The sequence below is a fragment of the Vicinamibacterales bacterium genome, assembly GCA_036496585.1.
Taxonomy (GTDB): Bacteria; Acidobacteriota; Vicinamibacteria; order Vicinamibacterales; family 2-12-FULL-66-21; genus JAICSD01.
This window is the reverse complement of record DASXLB010000042.1, coordinates 22,733-45,568: the sequence shown is the minus strand read 5'-3', so window position 1 is coordinate 45,568 and position 22,836 is coordinate 22,733. Positions and strand designations below refer to the sequence as shown.

20 protein-coding genes are annotated in these 22,836 nt (G+C 69.3%); 1 reads left to right on the top strand and 19 read right to left on the bottom strand.

Translation table 11 applies throughout. The features are described 5' to 3' along the window. Positions 1 to 27 precede the first annotated feature (27 nt). The 19 genes from VGI12_13595 to ychF all read right to left on the bottom strand — a co-directional run bounded on the left by VGI12_13595 (position 28) and on the right by ychF (position 22,246). Positions 28 to 1,611, bottom strand: coding sequence for a lipopolysaccharide biosynthesis protein (locus tag VGI12_13595; protein ID HEY2433703.1), 1,584 nt, complete (start codon positions 1,609 to 1,611; stop codon positions 28 to 30). Positions 1,612 to 1,641: 30 nt separating this feature from the next. Then, positions 1,642 to 2,343, bottom strand: coding sequence for a methyltransferase domain-containing protein (locus VGI12_13590; protein HEY2433702.1), 702 nt, complete (start codon positions 2,341 to 2,343; stop codon positions 1,642 to 1,644). Positions 2,344 to 2,350: 7 nt separating this feature from the next. After that, positions 2,351 to 3,052: a hypothetical protein gene (locus VGI12_13585; GenBank protein HEY2433701.1), complete on the bottom strand. Its 702-nt coding sequence runs from the start codon at positions 3,050 to 3,052 to the stop codon at positions 2,351 to 2,353. 83 nt (positions 3,053 to 3,135) lie between these two features. Beyond that, positions 3,136 to 4,083: a radical SAM/SPASM domain-containing protein gene (locus tag VGI12_13580; GenBank protein HEY2433700.1), complete on the bottom strand. Its 948-nt coding sequence runs from the start codon at positions 4,081 to 4,083 to the stop codon at positions 3,136 to 3,138. Further along, entirely contained in the window at positions 4,083 to 5,045 is a 963-nt protein-coding gene (locus VGI12_13575; GenBank protein ID HEY2433699.1) for a GDP-mannose 4,6-dehydratase, read from the bottom strand. Before VGI12_13575 ends, VGI12_13580 begins: the two co-directional genes overlap by 1 nt. Before the next feature lie 8 nt (positions 5,046 to 5,053). Next, complete coding sequence (locus VGI12_13570) at positions 5,054 to 6,874, bottom strand: hypothetical protein (GenBank protein ID HEY2433698.1); 1,821 nt, start codon at positions 6,872 to 6,874, stop codon at positions 5,054 to 5,056. Further along, positions 6,850 to 8,025: a glycosyltransferase family 9 protein gene (locus VGI12_13565; GenBank protein ID HEY2433697.1), complete on the bottom strand. Its 1,176-nt coding sequence runs from the start codon at positions 8,023 to 8,025 to the stop codon at positions 6,850 to 6,852. The genes VGI12_13570 and VGI12_13565 overlap by 25 nt, the downstream gene beginning before the upstream one ends. Before the next feature lie 44 nt (positions 8,026 to 8,069). Continuing rightward, entirely contained in the window at positions 8,070 to 10,556 is a 2,487-nt protein-coding gene (locus tag VGI12_13560; GenBank protein ID HEY2433696.1) for a glycosyltransferase family 39 protein, read from the bottom strand. After that, entirely contained in the window at positions 10,556 to 11,962 is a 1,407-nt protein-coding gene (locus tag VGI12_13555) for an MBOAT family O-acyltransferase (protein HEY2433695.1), read from the bottom strand. The genes VGI12_13560 and VGI12_13555 overlap by 1 nt, the downstream gene beginning before the upstream one ends. A gap of 3 nt (positions 11,963 to 11,965) precedes the next feature. Further along, positions 11,966 to 13,057, bottom strand: a complete 1,092-nt coding sequence (locus VGI12_13550) for an SGNH/GDSL hydrolase family protein (GenBank protein HEY2433694.1) — start codon at positions 13,055 to 13,057, stop codon at positions 11,966 to 11,968. Next, complete coding sequence (locus tag VGI12_13545; protein HEY2433693.1) at positions 13,057 to 14,166, bottom strand: DegT/DnrJ/EryC1/StrS family aminotransferase; 1,110 nt, start codon at positions 14,164 to 14,166, stop codon at positions 13,057 to 13,059. Before VGI12_13545 ends, VGI12_13550 begins: the two co-directional genes overlap by 1 nt. Then, complete coding sequence (locus VGI12_13540; protein ID HEY2433692.1) at positions 14,156 to 14,890, bottom strand: glycosyltransferase family 2 protein; 735 nt, start codon at positions 14,888 to 14,890, stop codon at positions 14,156 to 14,158. Before VGI12_13540 ends, VGI12_13545 begins: the two co-directional genes overlap by 11 nt. Positions 14,891 to 14,905: 15 nt before the next feature. Next, positions 14,906 to 16,138 carry a glycosyltransferase family 4 protein gene (locus VGI12_13535; GenBank protein ID HEY2433691.1) on the bottom strand — a complete coding sequence of 411 codons (1,233 nt, stop codon included), beginning with the start codon at positions 16,136 to 16,138 and terminating at the stop codon, positions 14,906 to 14,908. 2 nt (positions 16,139 to 16,140) lie between these two features. Then, entirely contained in the window at positions 16,141 to 16,905 is a 765-nt protein-coding gene (locus tag VGI12_13530; protein HEY2433690.1) for a polyprenol monophosphomannose synthase, read from the bottom strand. Further along, a complete protein-coding gene (locus VGI12_13525; protein HEY2433689.1) occupies positions 16,874 to 18,115 on the bottom strand; it encodes a hypothetical protein in 1,242 nt (413 codons plus the stop codon). Before VGI12_13525 ends, VGI12_13530 begins: the two co-directional genes overlap by 32 nt. Next, positions 18,112 to 18,972 (bottom strand): glycosyltransferase family 2 protein, encoded by an 861-nt coding sequence (locus VGI12_13520; protein HEY2433688.1) that lies wholly within the window; start codon positions 18,970 to 18,972, stop codon positions 18,112 to 18,114. Before VGI12_13520 ends, VGI12_13525 begins: the two co-directional genes overlap by 4 nt. Positions 18,973 to 19,062: 90 nt before the next feature. Beyond that, on the bottom strand, positions 19,063 to 20,073 hold the full coding sequence (locus VGI12_13515) for a glycosyltransferase family 2 protein (GenBank protein ID HEY2433687.1): 1,011 nt from the start codon (positions 20,071 to 20,073) through the stop codon (positions 19,063 to 19,065). After that, positions 20,070 to 21,110, bottom strand: coding sequence for a glycosyltransferase family 4 protein (locus tag VGI12_13510; protein HEY2433686.1), 1,041 nt, complete (start codon positions 21,108 to 21,110; stop codon positions 20,070 to 20,072). Before VGI12_13510 ends, VGI12_13515 begins: the two co-directional genes overlap by 4 nt. Before the next feature lie 47 nt (positions 21,111 to 21,157). Then, positions 21,158 to 22,246, bottom strand: coding sequence for a redox-regulated ATPase YchF (gene ychF / locus VGI12_13505; GenBank protein HEY2433685.1), 1,089 nt, complete (start codon positions 22,244 to 22,246; stop codon positions 21,158 to 21,160). A gap of 143 nt (positions 22,247 to 22,389) precedes the next feature. Here ychF and VGI12_13500 point away from each other — a divergent pair, with 143 nt between their 5' ends. Next, positions 22,390 to 22,830 (top strand): hypothetical protein, encoded by a 441-nt coding sequence (locus VGI12_13500; GenBank protein HEY2433684.1) that lies wholly within the window; start codon positions 22,390 to 22,392, stop codon positions 22,828 to 22,830. The last annotated feature ends 6 nt before the right edge of the window (positions 22,831 to 22,836 follow it).

The window sequence follows — 22,836 nt, the reverse complement described above, 5'->3', positions numbered from 1 at the left end:
CGTTAGTGTACCACGAGTTAGGCGGATCTAGCCCGGCGGTTCGATGTCGGTGGCGACGATTTCCCCAGCCCGTTCGGTACTGTCCGGCGCCCGCTGCGCCGGCAACGGCGGACTGCCGCGGCGCAGGGCCCGCAGCCGCTCGAGCTCCTCCGCGTGGAAAAACCCGGTCACGAAGAGCAGTCCACCGAACACGACGACCACGACGGCGCCGCGCAGCAGCGCGTCGGGAACCGGCGCCAGCGACGACCGCGGATCGAGGGCCACGTCGAGTCGGGGCAGGAGGATCGCGATCAGATAGCCCGTGAACGCCGCGGCGCAGACACGGGCGAGGCGGCCCCACTCGTAGGAGATGGGGTAGTACCGCTGCGACAGACGGTATCCGAGGACCGCCTGGACGCCGTACGAGATCCCGTTCGCCCAGGCGGCCCCGACGATGCCGTAGCGCGGGATCAGGAGGAAGTTGAGCCCGACGTTGACCGCCGCGGCGCTGATCGTGGCGACGGGGTAGAAGCGCGTCTGCTTGGTGATGTTGAGGCCGATCGACGTCAGCAGGTAGACGCCCTGGAAAAAGACGCCGACTGCGGTCCAGGCGATGACGCTCGACACGGCGCTCCACCGCGGATCCGCGGGAGCGATCAGACGCCCGTGGGTCATCGCCCGCAGCGCGTCGGTGCCGGCAGCGGACAGTCCGGCGGTGAGCAGCGCCAGGATGGCGACGCCGTAGGTGGTGACGAGGCGGAAGACGCGCGGCGCGTCAGGCTCCTTCACGGACGCGTAGTAGAACGGCGCCCAAGCCGACTCGAACGCGCTGAGGAACAGCTTCTGGGTCAGTCCGACCGACACCGCCGTCGAATAGACGCCGATGTTCTCCATTGTGGTGAACAGGCGCAGGATCAGCTTGTCGCCGACCGCGCTGACCTGCTGGGCCGCCGCGTGCGGCACCCGCGGCAAGCCGAACGCCAGCGTCTCGGTCAGCAACTGGCGCGAGAAGATCGGCCGCAGCATCGGCACGAACCACCGCACCAGGACGGCCATGATGATCGAGGTGACGATCACGTCTGCGAGATAGAGGCCGGTGACGCCCATGCCGAGCCGGATCACGAGCGCCAGCCGGATGACGATGGTCAGGACCGAGCGGGCCAGCGTCAGCAGGCTGAACGTGACCGTCCTCTGTTCCACCCGCAGCACGTGGAACGGAATGAAGGTGAAGCCGATCGCGAACGTGTTGAAGAGCATCAGCCGCAGCGCCGCGGTGTAGACGCGATCGCCGATGAGCGCGTGCGCGATCCACGGCGCCGCCGCGAGCATCACGGCGACGATGGCCCCGTTGAGCACCAGCAGGAACAGGAAAATGGTGCTCGCCAGCCGCTGCCGCTCGCGGCCGTCGCGGCAGTCGTAGTAGAACCGCATGAACGACCCGTCGAGGCCGAAGCGGAACACGATCTTGGCGACCACCTCCATCACGCCGAGCAGCGCGATCGCGCCATAGTCGGCGGCGCTGAAGTAGACGACATAGACCGGCAGCAGGAGGACGTTGATCACGGACACGGCGACGTCGCCGAGCCCGTAGACCGTGATGTTCCTGGAGAGCTCCCGGATTTTCGCGAACAATGCTCGTGCCCCGCTCGAACCGGCTCGCGCTCAGCTCTTGCGGAAGGTGAGCAGGTTGAGGAAGCACCAGCCCGGCACCGGCAGCAGCCGGGTGAGGGCCCGGTGCAGCGGCGCCAGCCGGCGCGGATGCTTCCGGATGAAATGCGTGACGATCGGCACCGTCGGGAAGATGCCGCGGCGGTGGACGAGCGCGAAGCCGGCCCGCCTGGCAAGCCGCAGGTACTCGAAGACCGGGCGATCGCCGGGGTGCTTGAACTCGGATGCGGTGCGGATCAGGCGGCCGCGCAGCAGGAACTGGACGCGCGACTGCAGGTGCGCCAGGTTGGGCACCGACACCAGCAGTTCTCCGTCCGGCGCGAGCACGCGGTGCAGCTCGGCCAGCGCGCGCGGTTGGTCTTCGTAGGCAAGATGCTCGAGCACGTCGAGACAGAGCGCGCGATCGAACGAGCCGTCGGGGAACGGCAAGGCGGTGACCGAGCCGTGCGTGACACGCTCGGACGCGTAGTTCATGTCGACGCCACGCATCGCCAGGCGATCGGCGTACTCCTCGACGAGCACGCCTTCGCCGCAGCCCGCGTCGAGGACGCGCGAACCTCGCGGCAATGCGTCGAGATACTGCCGAAGCGCGGTCAGCTTGGCGAGGTAGGTGGGATAGAACTCCCAGTTCGGATCCAGCGTGCGGTGGTAATCGCCGCGAGCCGCGTATTCGCCGCGGCGAACCAGTTCCGCCACGCGGTTCCTAGAAGTCGGTGCCGCCCGGACCGCCGCCACCCGGACGGATGCCGGGCTGATAGGGATTCCCGGGCTGCGGCTGCGGCTGCGGCAGGGCGCCAGGACGCGGCGAGGTGAGCGGCGCGTTCATCGGCGCCGGCAGCTGCTGCTGCGCCGGCATCTGCTGGACGCCCTGTGGGAACGTGCCGGGCGCGGCCGGCATCGGCTGGATGCCGGGGGCGACCACCATCGGGCCGTTCGGCGTCATCGCCGGCGGCATCTGCACGCTGATCGGATCGTCGCCATCGTCGGGCTGCGGCGGCCGCTGGAACGTCGGCGGCGGCGCGGCGCTCGCGACGGCCGGCGGCACCCGCGTCGTCGACATGAAAATGGTGAGCCGATCGTAGAGCGCGGCGTTGGCCAGCGGTGCCGTGCGGGGCGCGGCGATATACCCCGTCGCCGACCTCAGGATGATGTCGAGCGCATCGCGCTCAGGCGTGTCGATCAGCTGCAGCGTCAGGTTCGAGCCGCTGAGCTTCTCTGCATTGACGATGGTGGTCTGGCCGACCCGCGCCCATTCCAGGAGCACCTGCCGGACCGGGACGTTGTCGGCGATGAGCGTCACGCGGCCGTTCTGCATGGCGAGCTTGAGCTCACCCGCCGAAGCCGGTATGGAGATGGCTGCCGCGACGGCCGCCAGAGACAGGCAGCGCTGGAATTTCAAAGGCATGGGTGAGGCTCGCGTTCGAGTATACGCCGGTTAGGACGTCGAATCGAGCCGGGCAGTCTCGACCCCGACTGTCTCGACCTCGTCTACACGAGCTTGCGGATCCAGAGCGGCGAATCCTTGCGCGGCAGGTCACAGGCCCGGCAGATGTCCGGGCCGCCGCTCTCCAGATGCTCGCGCCGTACAGCGCGGTAGGCGTCGGAATTCCAAATCTCGCGGATGGACTCCCGGTTGAGGTCGCCGAGTACCGTCCGCCCGTCGAAGTCCGCGCAGCAGAGCGACACCCGGCCGTCCCACAGCACCGTGAAGGTGAGCCACGGCCGGTAGCAGGGATAGGTGACGTCCGACTCGTGGTTGAGCGTGCCGGCCCAGTTGTGCAGCTCGGTGATGTGGATCTTGTCGGCGATTCCGCGCCAGTGCTGGATGAACGCCTGCTCGTCGGCTGAGTTGTGCTGCCGCACGAAGGAGAGAATCAGCTTGGGGTGGACGCGGCCGAGCTCGCTGCGGATGCGGACGAGCCGTTCGACGTTGGCGATGACCTTCTCATAGTTGAGGCCGATCCTGGTGGCGTCGAACACCTCCTTGCCGCCGGCGTCGACGCTGATGTTGATCGCGTCGAGCCCCGCTTCGATCACCGCGCGCGCGACCTTCTCCGTGATCAGCGAGCCGTTGCTGATCATGCCGACTTCCTTGATCCCCTTGTCCTTGGCGTAGCGGACCTTTTCGGCGAGGTGGCGATCGAGGAACGCCTCGCCGTAGTTGTGCATGCGCACGTGGGTGATGCCGAGCGCCGCGCACTCGTCGACGACTTTGCGGAACAGCTCGCGGCTCATCACCCCCTGCGCGCGGTGCATCTCGTCGCGCGGGCAGAACACGCACTTGGCGTTGCAGATGTTGGTGCTCTCGATCTGGACGATCTCGGGCAGTCCGGGCGAACGATCGCGCCCGGCGGCGAGCAGGAGGCGCCGCACCGGCTTCGCGTTGCGGCGAAGCAGGGTTTCTGCGGCGCGTCTGGCGGCGGCTCTGGCGCGCATCAGGCAGTACGGACCGAACCGATGACCCTGGTGAGGATTTCGTCGAGGCCGACCGTCGGCTCGTAGCCGATCAGCGCCCGGATTTTCGAGATGTCGGGCACTCGCCGCGGCATGTCCTCGAAGCCAGCCTCGTAGGCCTGCTCGTAGGGGATCGTCACGATCGGGGAGGCGCTGCCGGTCATCTCCTTGATCCGCAGCGCCAGCCCGCTGATCGAGATCTCCTCGCCGTTGCCGATGTTGAAGACCTCGCCGATGGCGCGCGGTTCGTTGATCAGCGCGGCGATCGCGGTGACGACGTCGCCGACATAGGTGAAGCTGCGCGACTGCGTGCCGTCGCCGAACACGGTGATCGGCTGACCGCTGAGTGCCTGCCGCACGAAGTTGGGTACGACCATGCCGTACTGCCCGGTCTGCCGCGGTCCGACGGTGTTGAACAGCCGGACGATGATCACCGGCAGCTTACGCTCCTTCCAGTAGGCCAGCGCCAGAAACTCGTCGATCATCTTGCTGCAGGCGTAGGCCCAGCGGTGCTTGACGGTTGGCCCGAGCACGAGATCGGCATCCTCCCTGAACGGCACCACAGCGCTCTTGCCGTAGACCTCGGACGTCGAGGCGATCAGCACCAGCTTCTTCTTCTTGTTGGCGTGCTTGAGCACCACCTCGGTGCCGTGGACGTTGGTCTCGATGGTCCGCACCGGCTGTTCGACGATCAGCTTGACCCCGACCGCGGCGGCCAGGTGGACGACGGTGTCGCAGGCGTCGAGCATCTCCGCCAGCAGCGGCTCGTTCGCGATGGTGTCGATGGTGTAGCGGAACCTCGGATGCGGCTTGAGGTGGGTGATGTTGTCGATCGAGCCGGTGGACAGATCGTCGAGGACCGACACCTCGTCGCCGCGCTCGAGCAGCGTCTCAGCGAGGTGCGATCCGACGAATCCGGCGCCGCCGGTGATGAGAACGCGCATGGACGTGTTCAGCTCCTTGATTGTTCCCCGCGCCGCAGCGCCAGGATTGCCGCGGCCGACCGAGCCGCCGCCTCGCCCCCGCGAGCGACGCGTCCGGCCCCGACACTGCTGCGAAACCTCTGATCATACAGGAGTGTGCGCAGCCCCTCGCGGATTTGCGGCTCGGTGCCGGCCCCGAGCATCAGCCCGTCGCGCACGAACGGCGTCAGGTTGTTGGGCAGCCCGATGACCAGCGACGGCACCCCCAGGGTGAGCGCGTCGATTGCGACCGTGGAGTTCTTGGTCACCAGGCCGGCCGCCGCGCCGAGCAGCGGCGGCAACGGCGTCGAGACCCGCAGGACGCGGACGTTGGCGGCCCCGGCGGTGACCCCCGCGTAGACCTCGGCCGTTTCGGCCGGATGCGGCTTGATCGCGAGCTGCACGGCAGGCATCGCGCACACCGCCGCGACGAGCGCCGGCAGCGCGCCGCGCGCCTCCCGCTCCTTGCCCGCGAACACGACCAGCATCTGCGCCTCCGACGCTCCGGCCTCCTGCCGCGCCCGCCCGACATCGTCCGGCGTCAGCGCGCGCACCGCCGCGATCAGCTCGTCGAGCCGGGCGCTGCCGGTCACGTCGAACGTGCCTGGCGGGAAGCGGCCGGCGTCGCGCAGGTGCGCCGCCGCATGCTCGTCGAAGAGCAGCGTCTTGGCCGGACGAGGAAACCCCGCGTCCTCCGCGTTGACACGATCGGGCTCCATCTCGTCCGGCTCGTGGCGATAGTTGAGCCAGTGGCGATAGATGAACCCGTGCTGCAGGCCGACGAGCGGCACGCCGGTGCGCCGTGCTTCGAGCGCCAGCGCGCGTCCCCAGCCGCCCGCCTCGGCATAGGTCACCGCGACGTCCGGCTGCAGCGACCGCAGCGCCGCCGCCGCTTCGTCCATGGCGCGCACCGACCACGGGAACTGCAGCAGCGCGATGCCGGCCAGCTGCTCGCGCACGATCGACCAACAGTCGACGCCGCGGATCACCGCGTGCGCGCGGAGGTCGGCGCTGTCCAGCAGGTGGCGCAGGATCTCGCGGCGCTGCCGGTACACTCCGCGTGACGCCTGCATCGCGGCGGCCGGCGCGTAGCGCTCGATGGCGACGCTGCCGTGTCCGTCGTAGCCGGTCAGCGGATCCCACCACCGCCGTGCCTGGAAATTGCTGCGCGGCCCAACGCCGACGTAGCGCACGGCGCCCGCCCCACCCCGGACCTCGAGTTCGCGCAGGACCGGCCCGATGTACGATTCCGCGCTGCCGTCGGCCCCGCCAGCCCGCCAGAACGCGCGATGCACGAACGCCGCGACCGGCGCGGTGTCGCGCGGCGGGCCCGCGACTCGCAGTCGCGACAGCCTCGCCGCCGCCGACAGCCGCATGGCACGCGCGTCGAGACGCAGCATCGTCGAACGGCCTTCGGCCTGGCGTGGACCCTCGCAGGCGATGCCGCGCGCCCCGGCCGCCTGCGCGATCACCCCCGCGTGCCGTCCCGGCAGGACGCGGATCGCGCCAGGCCGGTCGCGCGCGATCAGCGCGTCGATCGCGCGGATCACCCGCATCGCCAGCAGCATCGCCTGGGTCTTGTGGAGATACAGCTCGGCGAACCACCAGAGCGAATCGCCGCGAACGCTGAAACGGCTCCGGAAAGGCTCGCCGTCGACAGCCAGGTGCCGCACCGCCTTGATCCAGGCATACGCGTCGTCGTGCGCGCGTTCTTCCTCCTCGGCGTCGAGATACGCCAATAGGTCGACGTGGCGCCAGCCGCCGGCGGTCTGCACCTCGAGCGGCGTCATCGCGCGTGCCTCTCCAGGCACGCGTCGATGGCGCTCATCACCGCGTCAGTCGAGATGCCGGCGAGGCAGTCGGGCGTACCGCCGGTGCACCGGGCCGGCGGCCGCCGGATCCGGTTGCACGGACTGCAGGGCAGATCGACGCGCACAACATGATCCCGCAGGCCGCGCGGCGCGTACCGAATCGGGTCCGACGGTCCGAACACCGCGACGATCGGCGTACCGACCGCGTGCGCCAGATGCATGGGGCCGGTGTCGCCGGTGACGAACAGATCCAGCTGCTGCTGCACGGCGGCGACTGTCAGCAGGCTGGCGCCCGAGATCTCGATCACACGATCCGGCGGCAACGCGGCGCGCACCTGGTCGATCTGGGCGCGCTCGCCTGGCGTGCCGGTCAGGACGATGGCGGCGCCGCGTTCGTGCACGAGGCGCACGGCGAGCTCGCGGAACCGCGCTTCGGGCCACTGCTTGATGGCGCGGCCGCCGCCGACGTGCAGGCCGATGCGGGGGGCAGGCGCGAGGCCGTCGAGCAGCCGTGACGCCGCTTCGCGGGCGGCGTCTGGAATGGCCAGCGCAGCGCTCGGCAGTGGCGCGTCGTCCAGGCCGAGGGTTCGCCTCACCAGGCGCACGGCGTTGTCCGCCGTGTGCGCCGCGGGATCGTGATCGAGCGCCAGGTCGAGCCAGGCACCGCCGCCGCCGCTCGCAAAACCTGCGGTCCACTCGGCGCCGCTCGCTCCCAGGACGAAGTTGCTGCGGATGTCGGGCTCGAAGTTGATCGCCAGATCGTAGCGACGCGGTTTCCATGCCGCGGCGCGCGCGCGCAGGGAGAGCACACCGTCGCCGCGAGGTCCTGAGTCTGCGGGCCCGCGCGCCAGCCAGGCGGCGTCGAGCGTCTCGACCTGCGTCAGACCGGGGATGGCCTCGGCCACCTCACGGTTCCAGCTGCCGACGACGAGGTCGATCCGCGCCGCCGGCAGCGCGTCGCGGAGCACAGCGAGCGCCGGCAGCGTCATGAGGAGATCGCCGATCCGCTCGAGCCGGAAACACAGGACGCGCGAGGGCTGCGCCGGCGGCCTGCGGCCGATCCGCCGCGTCCAGGCGATCGGCGCCAGCACGGCGTCGGCCGCGGCGACGAGCGCCCGCTCGCGGGGATCGTAAATGCGAAGCGCGGGCATTGTTCTCCGAAGCTCGGCGCCTCATCGCGCCCGGCTCCGCTTCGTTATCTTACCGCTAGGCGATCGACCATCACGCCGAGCTCGCGATCGTCCGGCGTGCCGAGCGTCCGCCGCGGGTTCCATGTTGCCGTGCGCAACGTGATCCGCACCGGTTCGGACGTGGCGGCGGCCGCCGCGGCGACCTCGGCGGGAATCGGCACGTCGTATTCCCTGAAGCCCCCCGCGACCGTGACCGCGCCGAGCGTCCGGTCGCCGGCCAGGATCTGCACGACCGCCGGTGGGGCGGCCGGCGGACGTCCGCCGTCGCTCATCCAGAGCGCCAGCGTCCGATCCTCGGCGCGGAGGTGATCGAGGACGACGAACGACTGACGCTGCGACCACCGCATGGTCCGCCCGTCGGCGGTCTCCTTGGCGTGGAACCGGACCACGTTGAGGTCGTCGTCGACGCCGACGTCGAGCGATGCCGGCCCGTCGTCGCGATGCGGCGCACCGAATACGTAGAGGCTGTACTCGAATTCCTTGCGACGAACGCCGCGCGGATAGGCGTTCCACGCCGACTCGTACTCGGGCACTTGGAAGCGCTCGCTCGCGATCGGCGTGACCGACCACCGCGACGACAGCAGATCGGAGCCGCCTCCGCCGAGGAAGAGGACGCGGCGGTAGCGCGCGCCGGCGTCCTGCAGGAACGCGGCGAATGTCGCCTTGTCTGGGGCGGCGCTCGAGAGCAGCAGCACGTTGCGCGCGTAGACGTAGGCGAGCGGCAGTCCGAGCACGTGCACGTCCGAGCCGGCGTCGCGCGACTCGACCACCACCAGATCGTCGTCGCCGACGCGGCTGGCGAGCTGCTGCAGATGTCCAATCATGCCCTCGTACTCGACGTGCCTGCCGATCGGGGCGGCGGCGCGGACGTACTGGGACGCGAGGACTGCGACCAGGACGATCCCGATCAGCAGGCGGACGGCGCGCGTCAGGCCGCCGCTGCCGCGGACCCCGGTCAGTGTCGCGCCGGACGCCAGCAGCAGCGCGCCCGGGAGCAGGATCGGGATGAACCGCCGGGCCGCCCAGAAGTGTTCCGGCACGATGCGGATTTTGTAGAAGAAGAACAGCGCGAAGGCGGTCAACGTCAGCACGAACGCTGGATCGCGCCAGAAGAGCGGCCGCACGACCATGGCGTAGCCGATGAGCGCGGCGACGAGCGCCGGCACCGTCAGGTAGAACGCGGCGAACGTCCGCAACGCGTAGGCGTCGTAGTCGGTGAGCTTGCCGCCGGGATGTCGCAGGGCCAGCGCGTAGACCGCCAGCGCGAGGACCGCGATCGTGACGATCGGCGGCGCCGCGCGGAGGACTGCCGCTGAGAGCCGCGCCGATCGACGGCCGACGGCGAAGGTCGCCGCGAGGAGGGCGGCGGCGGCCGCCATCGCTGCGTACTGCCAGGACGGCAGATGCGCCAGGAAGTAACGCGGCAGGTCCATGTAGGTGCGCATCGGCCCGGTCAGATACCAGACGCACAACCCACCCGCGACCGAGAGGCTCGCGAAGAACGTCCAGCGCAGACGCAGCCCGGCGACGTGCCCCAGCGCGAGCGCCGCGACGATCGCCGCGACCGCGATCACCGCGTCGAATCGCAGGAAGAGCTGCAGTCCCAGCAGTGCCCCGGCGACCGGCGGAAAGAATGGATCGTCGTCGACCTGTCCACGGGCGCACGCCAGCAGCGTGGCGAAGAGCAGCGCCTGCATCACCATGTCGGCGTTGGGGTAGCGCGCGAACCAGATCTGTACGGTGTTCACGCTCAGCAGGCCGGCCGCCGCCAGCGCCGCTGGCCGGCCGAGGAGCCTGGCCCCGAGAAAATAGACCGCGAGCACGCCGAGCACCGCCCAGAACGTGCACGCGAGGCGCGCGCCGGAGAGCCCGTCGAGCCCATAGCCGATCGCGATCGACGCGGGATAGAGCTGGGGAAACTGGCTGACGACCGCGCCGCTGTCGGGATCGAGCACGTAGAAGCCCATGAACCGCGGCGCCAGGAACTGATCGCGCGGCCGGTCGCTCGGCATGAACAGGATACGCGCCGCCGCCGGTACCGCGGCCACGACCGGATCGTGGTACACGAGCGTCCCACGCTGCGCGATCTGCACCCCGGCGTTCATGTACACGCCCGGGTCCTTGCCGCCGATGATGTATTCCGAGGGCGGCAGGAAGTGCCAGGTGCTCCACGCGGCGAGCGCCAAGGGAAGCAGAGCCGCGGCACCCGCCCTGCGGGCCGCTGCGCCGAGCCGCAAATCGCCACGTGCCACCGCCGCGAGAGCGAGGGCCACCGCCAGGTCGGCGATGACCAGGCGCTGAAAGCTGTAGCGGTGGGCCGCCGCGAGCGCCATCAGGATCGACAGTGATGCCGCTACGCTCAGGATGATCGCCCAGAACAGCCGTTCCTCGGCGGCCAGGTCGGCGCGCCGCTGGCGTGACAGCACCGGCAGCCGGAACAGCACTGCGCCGGGCAGCCAGCCGACCACGAGCGACAGCAGGAGGGCCGTCATCAGAACTGAAAATAGATGAAATCAGCGCCGCCGAAATTGCCGAACAGGAAGATCAAATAAAGAGTCGCAGCGTAAATGGTGTAGCGCAACGGAGTCCAGAGCCGCGGCACCACGAGCAGATCGTCGGCGCGCGCTTCGATCGCGTGGATGGCGAGCAGCGGCGCCGTGAAGAGCAGGAGCGGCACGAGCAGGCCGCCGACGTCGACCGCGCGCGGATGGAACGTCGCAACGACGCTGCGGGTCAGCGCAATCGCCGCCCGCAGGGACGTCGCGCGGAAGATCAGCCAGCCGAAGCAGGTCAGGTGGAACATCACGAACCACGCGCCAAATCGCGCCAGGCGGTTGTCGAGCGCCGCGAACGCCGCCTCGAATGGGCGGTAGAGGATGAGCAGCAGCCCCTGATAGAGCCCCCACAGGGCGAAGGTCCATGCGGCGCCGTGCCACAGCCCGCCCAGCAGCATCGTCAGCAGCAGATTGCGGCGCGTGCGCGCCGGACCGCGGCGGTTTCCCCCGAGCGGAATATAGAGGTAGTCGCGCAGCCACGTTGACAGGCTGATGTGCCAGTTGCGCCAGAACCCCGAGGGGGTCAGGACCAGGTACGGGAAGCGGAAGTTCTCGATGAGCTCGATGCCCATCCATTTCGAGATGCCGCGCGCGATGTTCGAATAGCCGGCAAAATCGCCGTAGATCTGAAACGCGAAGGCGTAGACCGCCAGCAGCACGTTGATCCCCGCCTGCGGCGTGGTCGATCCAAACACGTGAGACGCGAGCGGCGCGAGGTTGTCGGCGACGAAGACCTTCTGGAAAAAGCCCCAGGCGACGAGCCACGCGCCCTCGCGCATCTGTGCGGCGGTGATCTGGCGCGGGCGCGCGATCTGCGGCAGGAGCGCCGTCGCGCGCAGGATCGGTCCGGCCACCAGATGCGGAAAATAGGCCACGAACACCGCGAAGTCGACGAGGTTGCGCGACGGTTCGATCTCGCGGCGGTAGACGTCGATCACGTAGCTCATCGTGACGAACGTATAGAACGAGATGCCGATCGGCAGGAGCACGCGGACCGTCACGAAGTCGAGGTGCCAGCCGACTGCCGTGAACAGCAGCTCCAGGTTGGCGGCGAAGAAGTTGAAGTACTTGAAGAAGCCGAGCAGCGTCAGGTTGAAGGTGATGCTGGCGACGAGAATCGAACGGCGGGCGCCGGCGCGCTCGACGCGGCCGAGCGCGCGGCCGCAGGCGTAGTCGACCGCTGTCGAGGCGAGCAGCAGCGCCAGGAACCGGTAGTCCCACGCCGCATAGAAGTAATAGCTCGCCACCAGCAGCAGCCAGTTCTGGCCGCGGTGCGGCAGCACGCGGTAGAGCGCGTAGACGATCGCGAAGAACCAGACGAACGACAGCGAATTGAAGACCACGGCTTAGAGCAGGCCCTGGCCGCGGAGGAACCGTTCGAGCGCGACGGCGACGATCTCGTGGCCGCGCGGCGTGAGGTGAACCGTCTGCTGGAAGAACACGTCGGGTCCTGGCAGGGAAGCGCGGAGCGCCGGCAGCGCGTCGAACTCCGGCAGCCCGAGCGGCCGCAGCGCGTCGGCGAACCGTGCCGTCGCCGCGTCGCGTAGCAGACTGCCGCCGGCACCCGCGACGATGTCCTTCAGCCGGCCGTAGTCGGCGTCGTCCACCTGGAAGCGCGCCGGCATCAGCATTACCATCGTCCGCGCACCCGAGGCGGCGGCGTCGTTGGCGATCTGCCTGACACAGTCGACGGAGAGGCGCAGGCCCTCGCCGATCCGCGCCGCCGGCCGCTCCGCGTAGGTCTGGAGCGGCGGCTCCGGCGGCGACCGCCAGTTCGACATGCGGTCGGTGACCGACACGACGCGAAGCCGGAGTACCTGCAGCACCAGGCTGCGGCGGACGGTGCGGCGCAGCCGCGCGACGATCGAGTCCGACACCGCGTCGCTGGTGGCGCGCGACGTGCCTGCGAGTCGGCCCTGCGAACCGAACGCGTCTTCGGCGTCGTTGCCGACGAAGATCGTCTCGATGACCAGATCCGGCTCGAAGGCGCGCACGATCTCGCGGAAGAAGAGCAGCTCCTCGATCGGGCCGTAGCCCTGCACGCCGGCGTTGATGACGCGATACCGCGTCGCGCCGCCGCCGGCGTTCAGGCGCGCTTCGAGCAGGCGGCAGAAGGTCTGGCGCGCGTCGACCTGGACTGAGAGGACCAGCGAGTCGCCGAGCACCACGATCCGCCGTTCGTTCGCCGGCTTCGGGCCGATCGGCTGATCGTCGCGGACGCCCTGCGGGTTGATGACAATCTGGGTGTCGAACTCGGCCGTGACGTAGCGCGTGCGGGCGTTCGGCCGCAGCCGGTAACCAATCGCGCGGTCCGGTACGAACAGCGTCTCGAATGAGGGGGCCGCTTCCGAGTGTCCCCAGACGCGTAGCGCCACTTCGAACACCGCGAACTGCAGCGCCGCGATCACCAGGAACAGCAGGGCCCGGCGCACGCGCATCAGGTCTGCGCCGGACAGGCGTGCAGAGCGTCGGCGACGAGCGCCACGGCGTCGGCCGGCAGACCGGGATGGAGCGGCAGCGAGAACACCTCGGCGCAGACGCGATCGGCGACCGGGCACTCGGCGGGGTGGGCGGCGGCCAGCGCCGGCTGACGCGTAATCGGAACGGGATAGTGAACGAGCGTCTCGATGCCGTGCCGCCTCAGGTGCGCCTGGACGCCGGTTCGATCGGCGCTCCGCACCGGGAAGAGGTGATAGGCGTGGCCGGGATCGCACTCGGGCGGCACCACGACCGGCGCGCCGGGCAGGCGGCGCCGGTAGTCCGCCGCGAGGGCGCGCCGTTCAGCCGTCCAGCGCGGCAGCCACGCCAGGCGAGCCGAGAGCACGGCGGCCTGGAGCTCGTCCAGCCGCGAATTCACGCCAAACTCGGCGTGCTCGTAGCGGCTCGACTGGCCGCCGTTGCGCAAACGCCGCAGGCGGCCGGCCAGCGCATCGTCGTTGACGGTGATCGCGCCGCCGTCGCCGAGCGCCCCGAGGTTCTTCGTCGGATAGAAGCTGTACGCGGCCGCGACGCCGAACGAACCGACCGGCCGCCCGCCGCAGGTCGCCAGGTGCGCCTGACAGCAGTCTTCGACGACGGCCAGGCCGTACTGCTCGGCGACCGCCACGATCGCCGCCATGTCGGCGGCCTGGCCGTAAAGATGAACCGGCATGATCGCGCGGGTGCGCGGCGTGATCGCGGCGGCCGCGGCGCGCGCATCGAGCGTCAGGCGATCGGCGTCGATGTCGGCGAAGACCGGCCGCGCTCCCGTCATGAGCACGGCGAGCGCCGAGAACGCCGCCGACAGCGGGGCCGTGATCACCTCGTCGCCGGGCCCGATCCCGATCGCGCGCAGCGCCAGCGCGATCGCATCGGTGCCGGTGCCGACGCCGACGGCATGCCTGGCGCCGACGGCGCGCGCGAACCCCTGCTCGAACCCCTCCAGCTCGGGGCCCAGCACGAACCAGCCGCGGCCGAGCACCCGTGCGATCGCGGCTTCGACGTCGGCGCGATCCTCGTGCGGACGCAGGTCGAGGAACGGAACGCGGCCGGCGTTGTCAGCGCTCATGGAGGTGCTCGCGGCGGATGACCAGCGCGTACCACAGGTTGAAGACGTCGATCGCCGTCCGGAACAGGCGCTTGAAGTTGAAGAACTGCGACTTGCCGTAGGCGCGGTGATAGTGGTGCACCGGCACTTCCGCGATCCGGAATCCGGCGTCGGTGATCTTCTTCATCATCTCGAGGCAGATGACGCCGCTGTTCTTCTCGAGATGCACCGTGTCGAAGATCGCGCGGCGCATCATCCGGAAGTCGCAGTCGACGTCGCGCACGGTGAGTCCGAAGAGGAGCTTCACGGTATGGTGGTAGATGCGCCCGATGACGATCCGGTGCAGCGGATCGGAGCGGCTGATTTTGTAGCCGTTCACCATGTCGACCGAGTCGTCGAAACGGCCCCACAGCAGCGCCATCTCCGCCGGATCGTACTGCGCGTCGCCGTCGGTGTAGAAGATCCGCTCGCGGGTCGCCGTTGCGAAGCCGCTGCGCAACGCCCCGCCGTAGCCGCGGTTGGTCAGGTGATGCACGATCCGCACCTGCGGATAGATGCTCGCGAGCTCGGCCAGGATCTCGGCGGTCCCGTCCTTGCTGCCGTCGTTGACCACGATCACTTCGTAGTCGGGGGTCAGCGTGCGCGCCGTTCGAAGGGCCGTGATCACCAGGCTCGCGATCGTCCCGCTGTCGTTGTAGGCGGGAAAGAAAATGCTCAGACCCGTCGCGGGCCCCTCGGTCTTCATCGAATCGCGAGAATGTTATGTGGTCGCTGAGTTGAAGGCAAGGGCGCGATCGTAGGCTGACTCGAAGCGCTCCGCTGCAGCGGACCACCCGAACCGCGCCGTGACGCGGACCCGTGCCTGCGCCCCGAGCCGCACGCCGCCGACGCGGTCGGCGAGCAGCCCGGTAATCGCGCGCGCCAGTGACGCCGGGTCGCGCTCCGGCACCACCACGCCGGTGTCGCCGTCTTCGACAACGCTGCCGATCCCGCCGGCGGACGTCGCCACCACCGGCGTGGCCGACGCGAGCGCCTCGAGCACCGTGTTGGGCAGGCCATCGACGTTGCCGCTGTCGTCGCGCACCGATGGCACCACCGCGACGTCGGCGGCGGCGAACCAGTCCGCGACCTCGTCCTGCGTCACGTCGCCGAGGAAGCGCACGCGGCTGGCGACGCCCGCCGCGGTCGCCCTCTCCCGCAGCTCGGCATCGAGATCGCCGCCGCCGGCGATCACCAGCCGGACGGACGCGGCCATCAACGGCAGCGCCGCAATCAGGTACTCGAACCCCTTCTTGCGGACGAGCCTGCCGGCGGTGACGACCACGGGTTCGGCCGCATCGATGCCGGCCGACGCGCGCAGCCGCGCCCGCACTTCGGCCGACGGACGGAACCGGACGCTGTCGACGCCGTAGGGGACGACCTCCAGGCGATCGGTCGCCGCGCCGAGGCCGGCCGCCCGCGCCGCCAGATCGGCGCTGCAGGCCGTGACGAACCCGGCACGGTGGAACACGCCGCGAGCCGCCTGCCGCACCAGGCGCGACCGTTCGGCGACGAACACGTCAGAGCCGTGCAGGCTGACGACGAGCGGCCGCGACAGGCCAGCCGCGGCCGCGATCAGTCCGCCCGGCACCACCCAGTGTCCGTGCAGGACCGTGGCGCGCCGCTTCTGTGCGACGCGCATCGCCTTGAACCAGCCGCTGGCGAGCGCCAGCGGTGCCGCCATCCAGGCCGCTTTGCGCACGCGCACATCCGCCTGCAGTCCCGCGGCGTAGCCGAAGACGTTCAACGCCGCGACCGGTGCGTACTTGAAGAAGTGGAAGAAGACACCGTCCTCGACCCGGCCGCGCGTGATGCGAGGATGCCAGGGCGCGACGACGTGCACTTCGTGGCCGCGCGCCGCCACGCTCTTCGCGATCGGTTCCATGAACGTGCCGACCGAGTCCCCGGGAAAGCGGGGATACGACGTCGTCACCATCACGACGACGTGGCGCATGTTCAGATCTGTCCGGAAGGCTTCGCCCCGCCGGGCTCGGCTGCCGGACGTACGGCGGGGCGCAGACCTCGCAGCACGAGCCGCCACGGCATCAACAGCGATTCCATCAGGACGCTCTTCGACAGCTTCGACTGGCCGAGCCGGCGTTCGACGAAGATGATCGGCACCTCGCCGATACGGAAACGCCGCTGCTTGGCTTCGTAGAGCATCTCGACGAGAAACGAGTAGCCGTCAGACACCATCGCGCCGATCGGCAGCTGCGCCAGCGCCTCGCGCCGCCAGCAGCGGTAGCCGCTCGTGCAGTCGCTGGCCGAGAGTTTCGTGATGAGCCGGATGTAGCGGTTGCCGAAGGCGCTGAGCAGGATGCGGCTGATCGGCCAGTTCACCACGCTGACGCCGCCGTTCATGTAGCGCGAGCCGATCACCAGGTCGTGCGATGCGGCGGCGGCGACGAGCGACGGCAGGTACGAGGGATCGTGCGACAGGTCGCAGTCCATCTGACAGATGTAGTCGGCGGTGCCCTGCTGCAGGGCGTGCAGCAACCCGTCGACGTAGGAGCGGCCGAGCCCGCGCGGTCCGGTGCGGTGCATCACCTCGATCCGGCCCGGGTGCCGCTGCGCCAGCCCGTCGGCGATCGCGCCGGTGCCGTCGGGCGACCCGTCGTCGACCACCAGCAGGCGGATGCCGTCGTGCGCGAGCACGCCGTCGACGAGCAGCGGCAGGTTGTCCCGTTCGTTATAGGTCGGCGTGACGACGAGCACGTTCATGCGTATCGGTCCAGAGCAAGGCGGCAGTCACGATGAGCGCCGGATCGACGATCGGCAGCCGGAACCGCTCCTGCGGAAAAAAGACGAGTCCCGAGAGGATCGTCGCGGCGGCCATCAGCCACAGCGCGACGGGCGCCGAGCTCGACTGGAGCCGTCCCCGCGCGCGCCAGCGCCGCACGCCCCCGACAGCGGCGAGCGCGACGATGGTGTAGGACACGGCGGACGCCGCCACGTACTTCGATGAGTGTACCAAATACGATGGTCCGGCCGGAACCACTGTGAAGAAGGCCTTGCGCGATTCGAGCGCGAGCCATCCGCCCGGGTTGGCGCGGATCCACGCGAACGCGTCGCGATAGTAGAGCGGCTCGAGCTGCTCGGGCGTCAACTCGGGGTGCGCGGCACGGAAGGCGAGGTCGGCGCGCTTGAGGTCGGGATTGGCCGCGAGGTCGCCGTCCCCCTTCGCCAGCGGATGGTTGCCCGTCCAAAATGTCACGCCGCCTTCGGAGGCGACGGCGATCCAGCGCCCGTAGACGCGGTGGTTGCGAAGTGTCCAGGGCAGTACGACGAGAACGGCGGTGACGACCAGCACTGCCGCCGCGACATACGCACGTCTGGCCACCATCCACGCGACCGCCAGCGGCAGAAAGAACACCATGGCGGGGCGAATCAGGATGGCGGCGCCCGTTCCAAGCCCAGCCGCCGCTGCCGCCGTCTTGGGAATTCCATCCCGGCGCGGCTGCAGGATGACGGCGACGCCCAGCGCAACGGTCGAGAACAACGTCTCGGTGAGTGCGTAGGACGGCGTCCAGACGAGAGGAGGGTAGACGGCAGCGATCGCCGCCGCCGCGACGCCGGCGCGGCGGCCGCCGGCGCGGAATGCCAGGAGCGCGATCAGCCACACGCCGGCCGCGCCGAGCGCGCTCTGGACGACCTGCACCCGTCGCGGCACGTGCTCGACCGGCACCGGCGCGACGAACGTCGACAGGAAGGCCGGATAGCCCGGGGCACGGCCGAACTGCTGGCCGGTGCCGGCATCCGCCGAGTCCGGCGGATAGGCGTACCCGGCGCCGCGCGCCAGGCTGCGCGCCAGCGCCAGGTACTCCTGTTCGTCGTGGGTCAGCGGCTTGCCGCTCCAGTAGACCAGCGCGAAGACGCTCCGCAGCGCGAATCCGACGATGACGCACGCGCCAATCCACCGACGCGCGGTCACCGCCGTCCTTCGAAGCGGAGCGCCGAAATCTGCTCCGACACGAGGCCGACGAGGAACACGACCACCGCGAACAGGATCAGCAGCACCGACCCGTTCGGGATCCGCGCGTGCACGACGACGTTCCAGATTCCGTAGGCCGAGCCGAGCAGCAGTGCGGCGGCGCTGATCGGCGCAAAAATCCGCATCGGGCTGAACAACGTCACGATCTTGAAGATGATCATCAGGAACTTGGCGCCGTCCCGCGCCAGCCGGATCTTCGACTGGCCGCTGCGCTGCCGCGCCTGGATCGGCTCGAACGCGACCGCGTAGCCTCCCTTGATGAACGCCAGCGTCGTGGTGGTCGGCGTCGAGAAGCCGTTGGGCAGCAGGTGCAGATACTCGCGCAGCCCGGACGTCCGCGCGCCGCGGAAGCCCGATGTGAGATCTGGGATCGGCCGCCCGGTCAGGTACCCGGCGAGGCGGTTGAGTGCGTCGTTGCCGGCCCGGCGCGTCGCGGTCGCCTGAGTCTCGGCCGTGCGCGCCCCGACGACCAGGTCGTACTCGCCGAGACGTCCAGCCAGCCGCAGCGCGTCTTCGGGCGGGTGCTGGCCGTCGGCGTCGACGATCAGCACGTAGTCGCCGCTGGCGCGGCGGATGCCGTTCTTGACCGCGGCGCCGTTGCCGATGTTGTAGGGATGCCGCACGACCGTAGCCCCCGCCGCCGCGGCGCGCGGGCCCGTCTCATCGGTCGATCCGTCGTCGACGACGATGATCTCGCGCCACGGCGCGGCCGCGCGCAGCACCTCGACCACCGAGGCGATGGAGTCGGCCTCGTTGAACGCCGGAATGACGATCGAGACCATCGACGGATCCGCCAAGACTTACGTCTCCAGGACGCGGCGGCGCCGCCGCGAAGATGCGCATTCGATGTTCGTCATGCGTGAATGTGCCGTCGTCATCTGCGGCAGTCAGTGTTCCCAGCGGTCGGTGCGTTCACCGACCTTCGGGTACGGCGGCCGGTGGTCCTCGAGGGGGCGCGGCGGCGACTCAAGGGTGCGGACGCGATAGACGAGATCCTCGAGCAGCTTGCGGTTGCCCGAGATGACGTCGGCGAGCAGGCCGATGACCAGCACGATGAAGCCGAGCGTCACGACGATTCCTGAGACGACGAGCGACGAGAAGTGCCGGAACGCCTGTCCCTGCAGGAAGTAGTAGAAGAACCGCGCCAGGCCGGCGCCGCCCACCACCAGGATGAACAGCCCGAGGTAGGTGAACACCTTGAGCGGCTCGTACATCGCGTAGATCCGGACGATCGTGGCGCCCGACTGCTTGATGTAGGAGAAGACGCTGGCGAACAGACGCGACTCGCGGGTGCGCGGGTTGACGGCGACCGGCACGTGCGCGATCGCCATGCGCTTCTTGCCCGCCTGGATGATCGACTCGAGCGTGTAGGAGAACTCCGAGACGATCGTCATGCGCAGCGCGGCGTCGCGGGTGTAGGCGCGGAAGCCGCTCGTCGTATCGGGCACGGTGGTGCCCGACACCTGCCGGACCACCCAGCTGCCGAGCGCCTGCAGCCGCCGCTTGCGCCACGACATGTGCCGCAGTCCGGCGATGTTGCGATCGCCGATGCAGATGTCGGCCTCGCCGCGCAGCAGCGGCGCCAGCAGCTTGGCGATGTCGCCGCCCGCGTACTGGTTGTCGGCGTCGGTGTTGACGATGAAATCGGCCCCCGCCTTCAGGCAGGCGTCGATGCCCGCCGCGAAGGCCGCCGCCAGGCCCTTGTTGCGGCGCAGCCGTACGATGTAGTCGACCCCGCAGGCGCGCGCCACGTCGGCGGTGCCGTCGCGCGACCCGTCGTCGATTACCAGCACTTCGACTGTGTCGACGCCCGGGATGGACTTCGGCAGATCGGCGAGCGTCGCCGGCAGTGTCTGCGCCTCGTTGAGGCACGGGATCTGGATGATGAGCTTCTTCAATTCACTAGCTTCTCGATCACACCGTCCCACGTGATCGTCCGGGCGCGATCGTATCCCGCGTCACCCATGGCCTTCGCGCGCTGCCGGTCGCGCGCGAGCGCGTTGATCGCGGCCGCGATCGGCTCCGGTTCGGGCGCCACCGAAAAGCCGTTGACGCCATCGACGACGAATTCGTTCGGGCCGCCCGCGTCGGTGGCGGTGACGACCGGCCTCCGCGCCAGGAACGCTTCCAGCGTGACGTAGCCGAAGTCCTCGTCGTAGGGCGGATACACGACCGCGAGCGCGTCGCGGTAAAGCGCAATCAGCTGCTCGTCGTCGACGGCGCCGAGGAAATCGACGCGGTCGGCGACCCCCGCCGCGTGCGCCGCCCCTTCCACGTTGGCGCGCTGGGTGCCCTCGCCGGCGACGACCAGCCTGATCGGCGCATCGACCAGGGCCATGGCCGACACCACCAGATCGACCCGTTTCACCGATTCGATCCGTCCGACCGAGAGCACATACCCTCCATAGGCGCCGGCCTCCAGGCGGGCGGCGAGGCGCGGCGGATGGTAGAGCGCTTCCGCCGCGATCCCGTTGTATCGGGTAACCCGGTTGGCCGTGTTCTGCGCGTTGGCGAACACGCGTCGGCACTCGCCCAGCATTTCGGTATCCAGTCGAAGCAGCGTCTCGCGCAGTCCCAGGTCGGCTTCATTGTGCCCGAAGTCGCTGTAGACGGTACCGCAGAGCTCGTAGGCGGCGCGGTACTGGTGAATCAGCCACGCCACCTTATTGGGATGCCGAGCGAAGTAGGTCGGGAACTTCGAGGCGATCACCAGATCGATGGGGCGTCCGTTGCTCTCGCTGAGATCGAGTAAACGCCACGCCGCCGCGTGCGGCAGGATCTCGCTCTTCGGATACCACTTGAATGGCACGCTCACGAGCTCCGCGTCGAAGCCGCGCCCCCTCAGCTCGCGCAGCAGCTCGCGCACGTGGATCTCGGCGCCGCCGTGCACGAACGGCACCTGCGCCTCGCAGACGACGACCGTTCTGACTGGCATCAGCCCTGGGATTATCCCGCAGTTCGAGGGGCAAAGCCCCCGGACAGCTACGTAGCGTGTCTGAAGTTGATGACGTCGCCGTCGAGGACGACGTACTCCTTGCCCTCGAGGCGCAGCTCTGCGTGGTCGCGGCAGCCGGCGATGGACCCGCGCTTCAGCAAATCCTCATAGCGGCACACCTCGGCGCGGATGAAGCCCCGCTGGATGTCGCTGTGGATCTCGCCGGCCGCGTTCTGTGCGTTGATGCCGCGCGGAATTGACCAGGCGCGATTCTCGTCCTCGCCCACCGTGAAGAAGGAGATGTAGCCGAGCAGATCGTAGCTGGCGCGGATGACGCGATCGAGCCCGGATTCCTTCAGGCCGAGATCGGCCATGAACGCCCTGGCGTCGTCCGCCTCGAGCTGGGAAATCTCGAGCTCGATCTTGGCGCAGATGGGTACGGCGCGGGTGTTCCTGCCGGTGACGAGGTCCTGGATGCCGGCGAGCTCCACGGCGCGGTCCGCCTGCGACAGGTCGGCCTCGTCGAGGTTCAACACGATGAGCAGCGACTTCGACGACAGGAACTGAAAGCCACGCAGCCGGCGCAGCTCGTCGGGGGGCAGCTCGAGGTCGCGCAGCGGTCGGCCGGCCTCGAGCGCGGCGCGGCACTGCTGCAGGATCTCCTGCTCCTTTTTCAGCTCCGGGTTCGGCTGCTTCTTGATGTCCTTCTCGAGACGCTCGAGCCGTCGCTCGACGACGCCGAGGTCGGCGAGGATCAGCTCGTCTTCCATCGTCCGCACGTCCCGAGCGGGATCGAGCGAGCCGGCGGCGTGCGGGATCGACGGATCGCGGAAGAGACGGACGACGTGCAGCAGCGCGTCGGCGTTACGGAAGGCGGCGACGTCGAGCAGCGCGGCGGCGCCCGCTTTGCCGCTCGCGGCGCCCCCCATGTCGGCGAACTCCACGGTCGCGGGCACGTGCTTTCTGGGCTTGAACAGCTCGGTCAGGCGATCGAGCCGCTCGTCGGGCACCCGGGAGACCCCGACGTTGGCTTCCTGCTTGCCGGACGGGCGAGGGGCCTCCCGGGCTGAGGTGAGGAGCTGGAAGAGCGTGGTCTTACCCGAGGACGGGAATCCTATGAGTCCTGCTCTGAGCATGACGGATCTGCACATCCTAGCACGCGACCGAGGGCGAACAAAAGGCGTAAGCCCAATTGACCCAACATTTTGGCGTTGACAGAACCAGGCCCCCCCTCTACTATCGCGGTGGATTTTTGTGGAGCAAAGTGGAGTAGACGACCGTGCTCCGGGGCAATCACACCGCCAGAATTGATGACAAGGGAAGGCTCAAGGTCCCGAACGCCTTCCGTGCGCTCATCGACAAGACGCACGGGAGCGAGCTGTTCGTGACGAGCCTGACGGGGGAGTCTGTCCGGATCTACCCCATGCCGGTCTGGCTGGCGCTCGAGGAGCGCCTGGCGCGTGCCCCTTCCACGCACCCGGCCCGCAACCGCTTTCTGGATCGCGTGAACTACTTCGGCCAGTCGGCGGAGATCGATGCGCAGGGTCGCGTGGTGATTCACCAGCGGCTGCGCGATACGGCCGGGATGAGCGGCGAGGTCGACGTCCTCGGCGCCGTCGATCACCTGGACGTCTGGAACCACGAACGGCTGGTCGCGAGGCTGCAGAACGACCCGTTCACCGACGAGGACGCGCGCGCGCTCTCGGACCTCGGCGTCTAGGCGGAA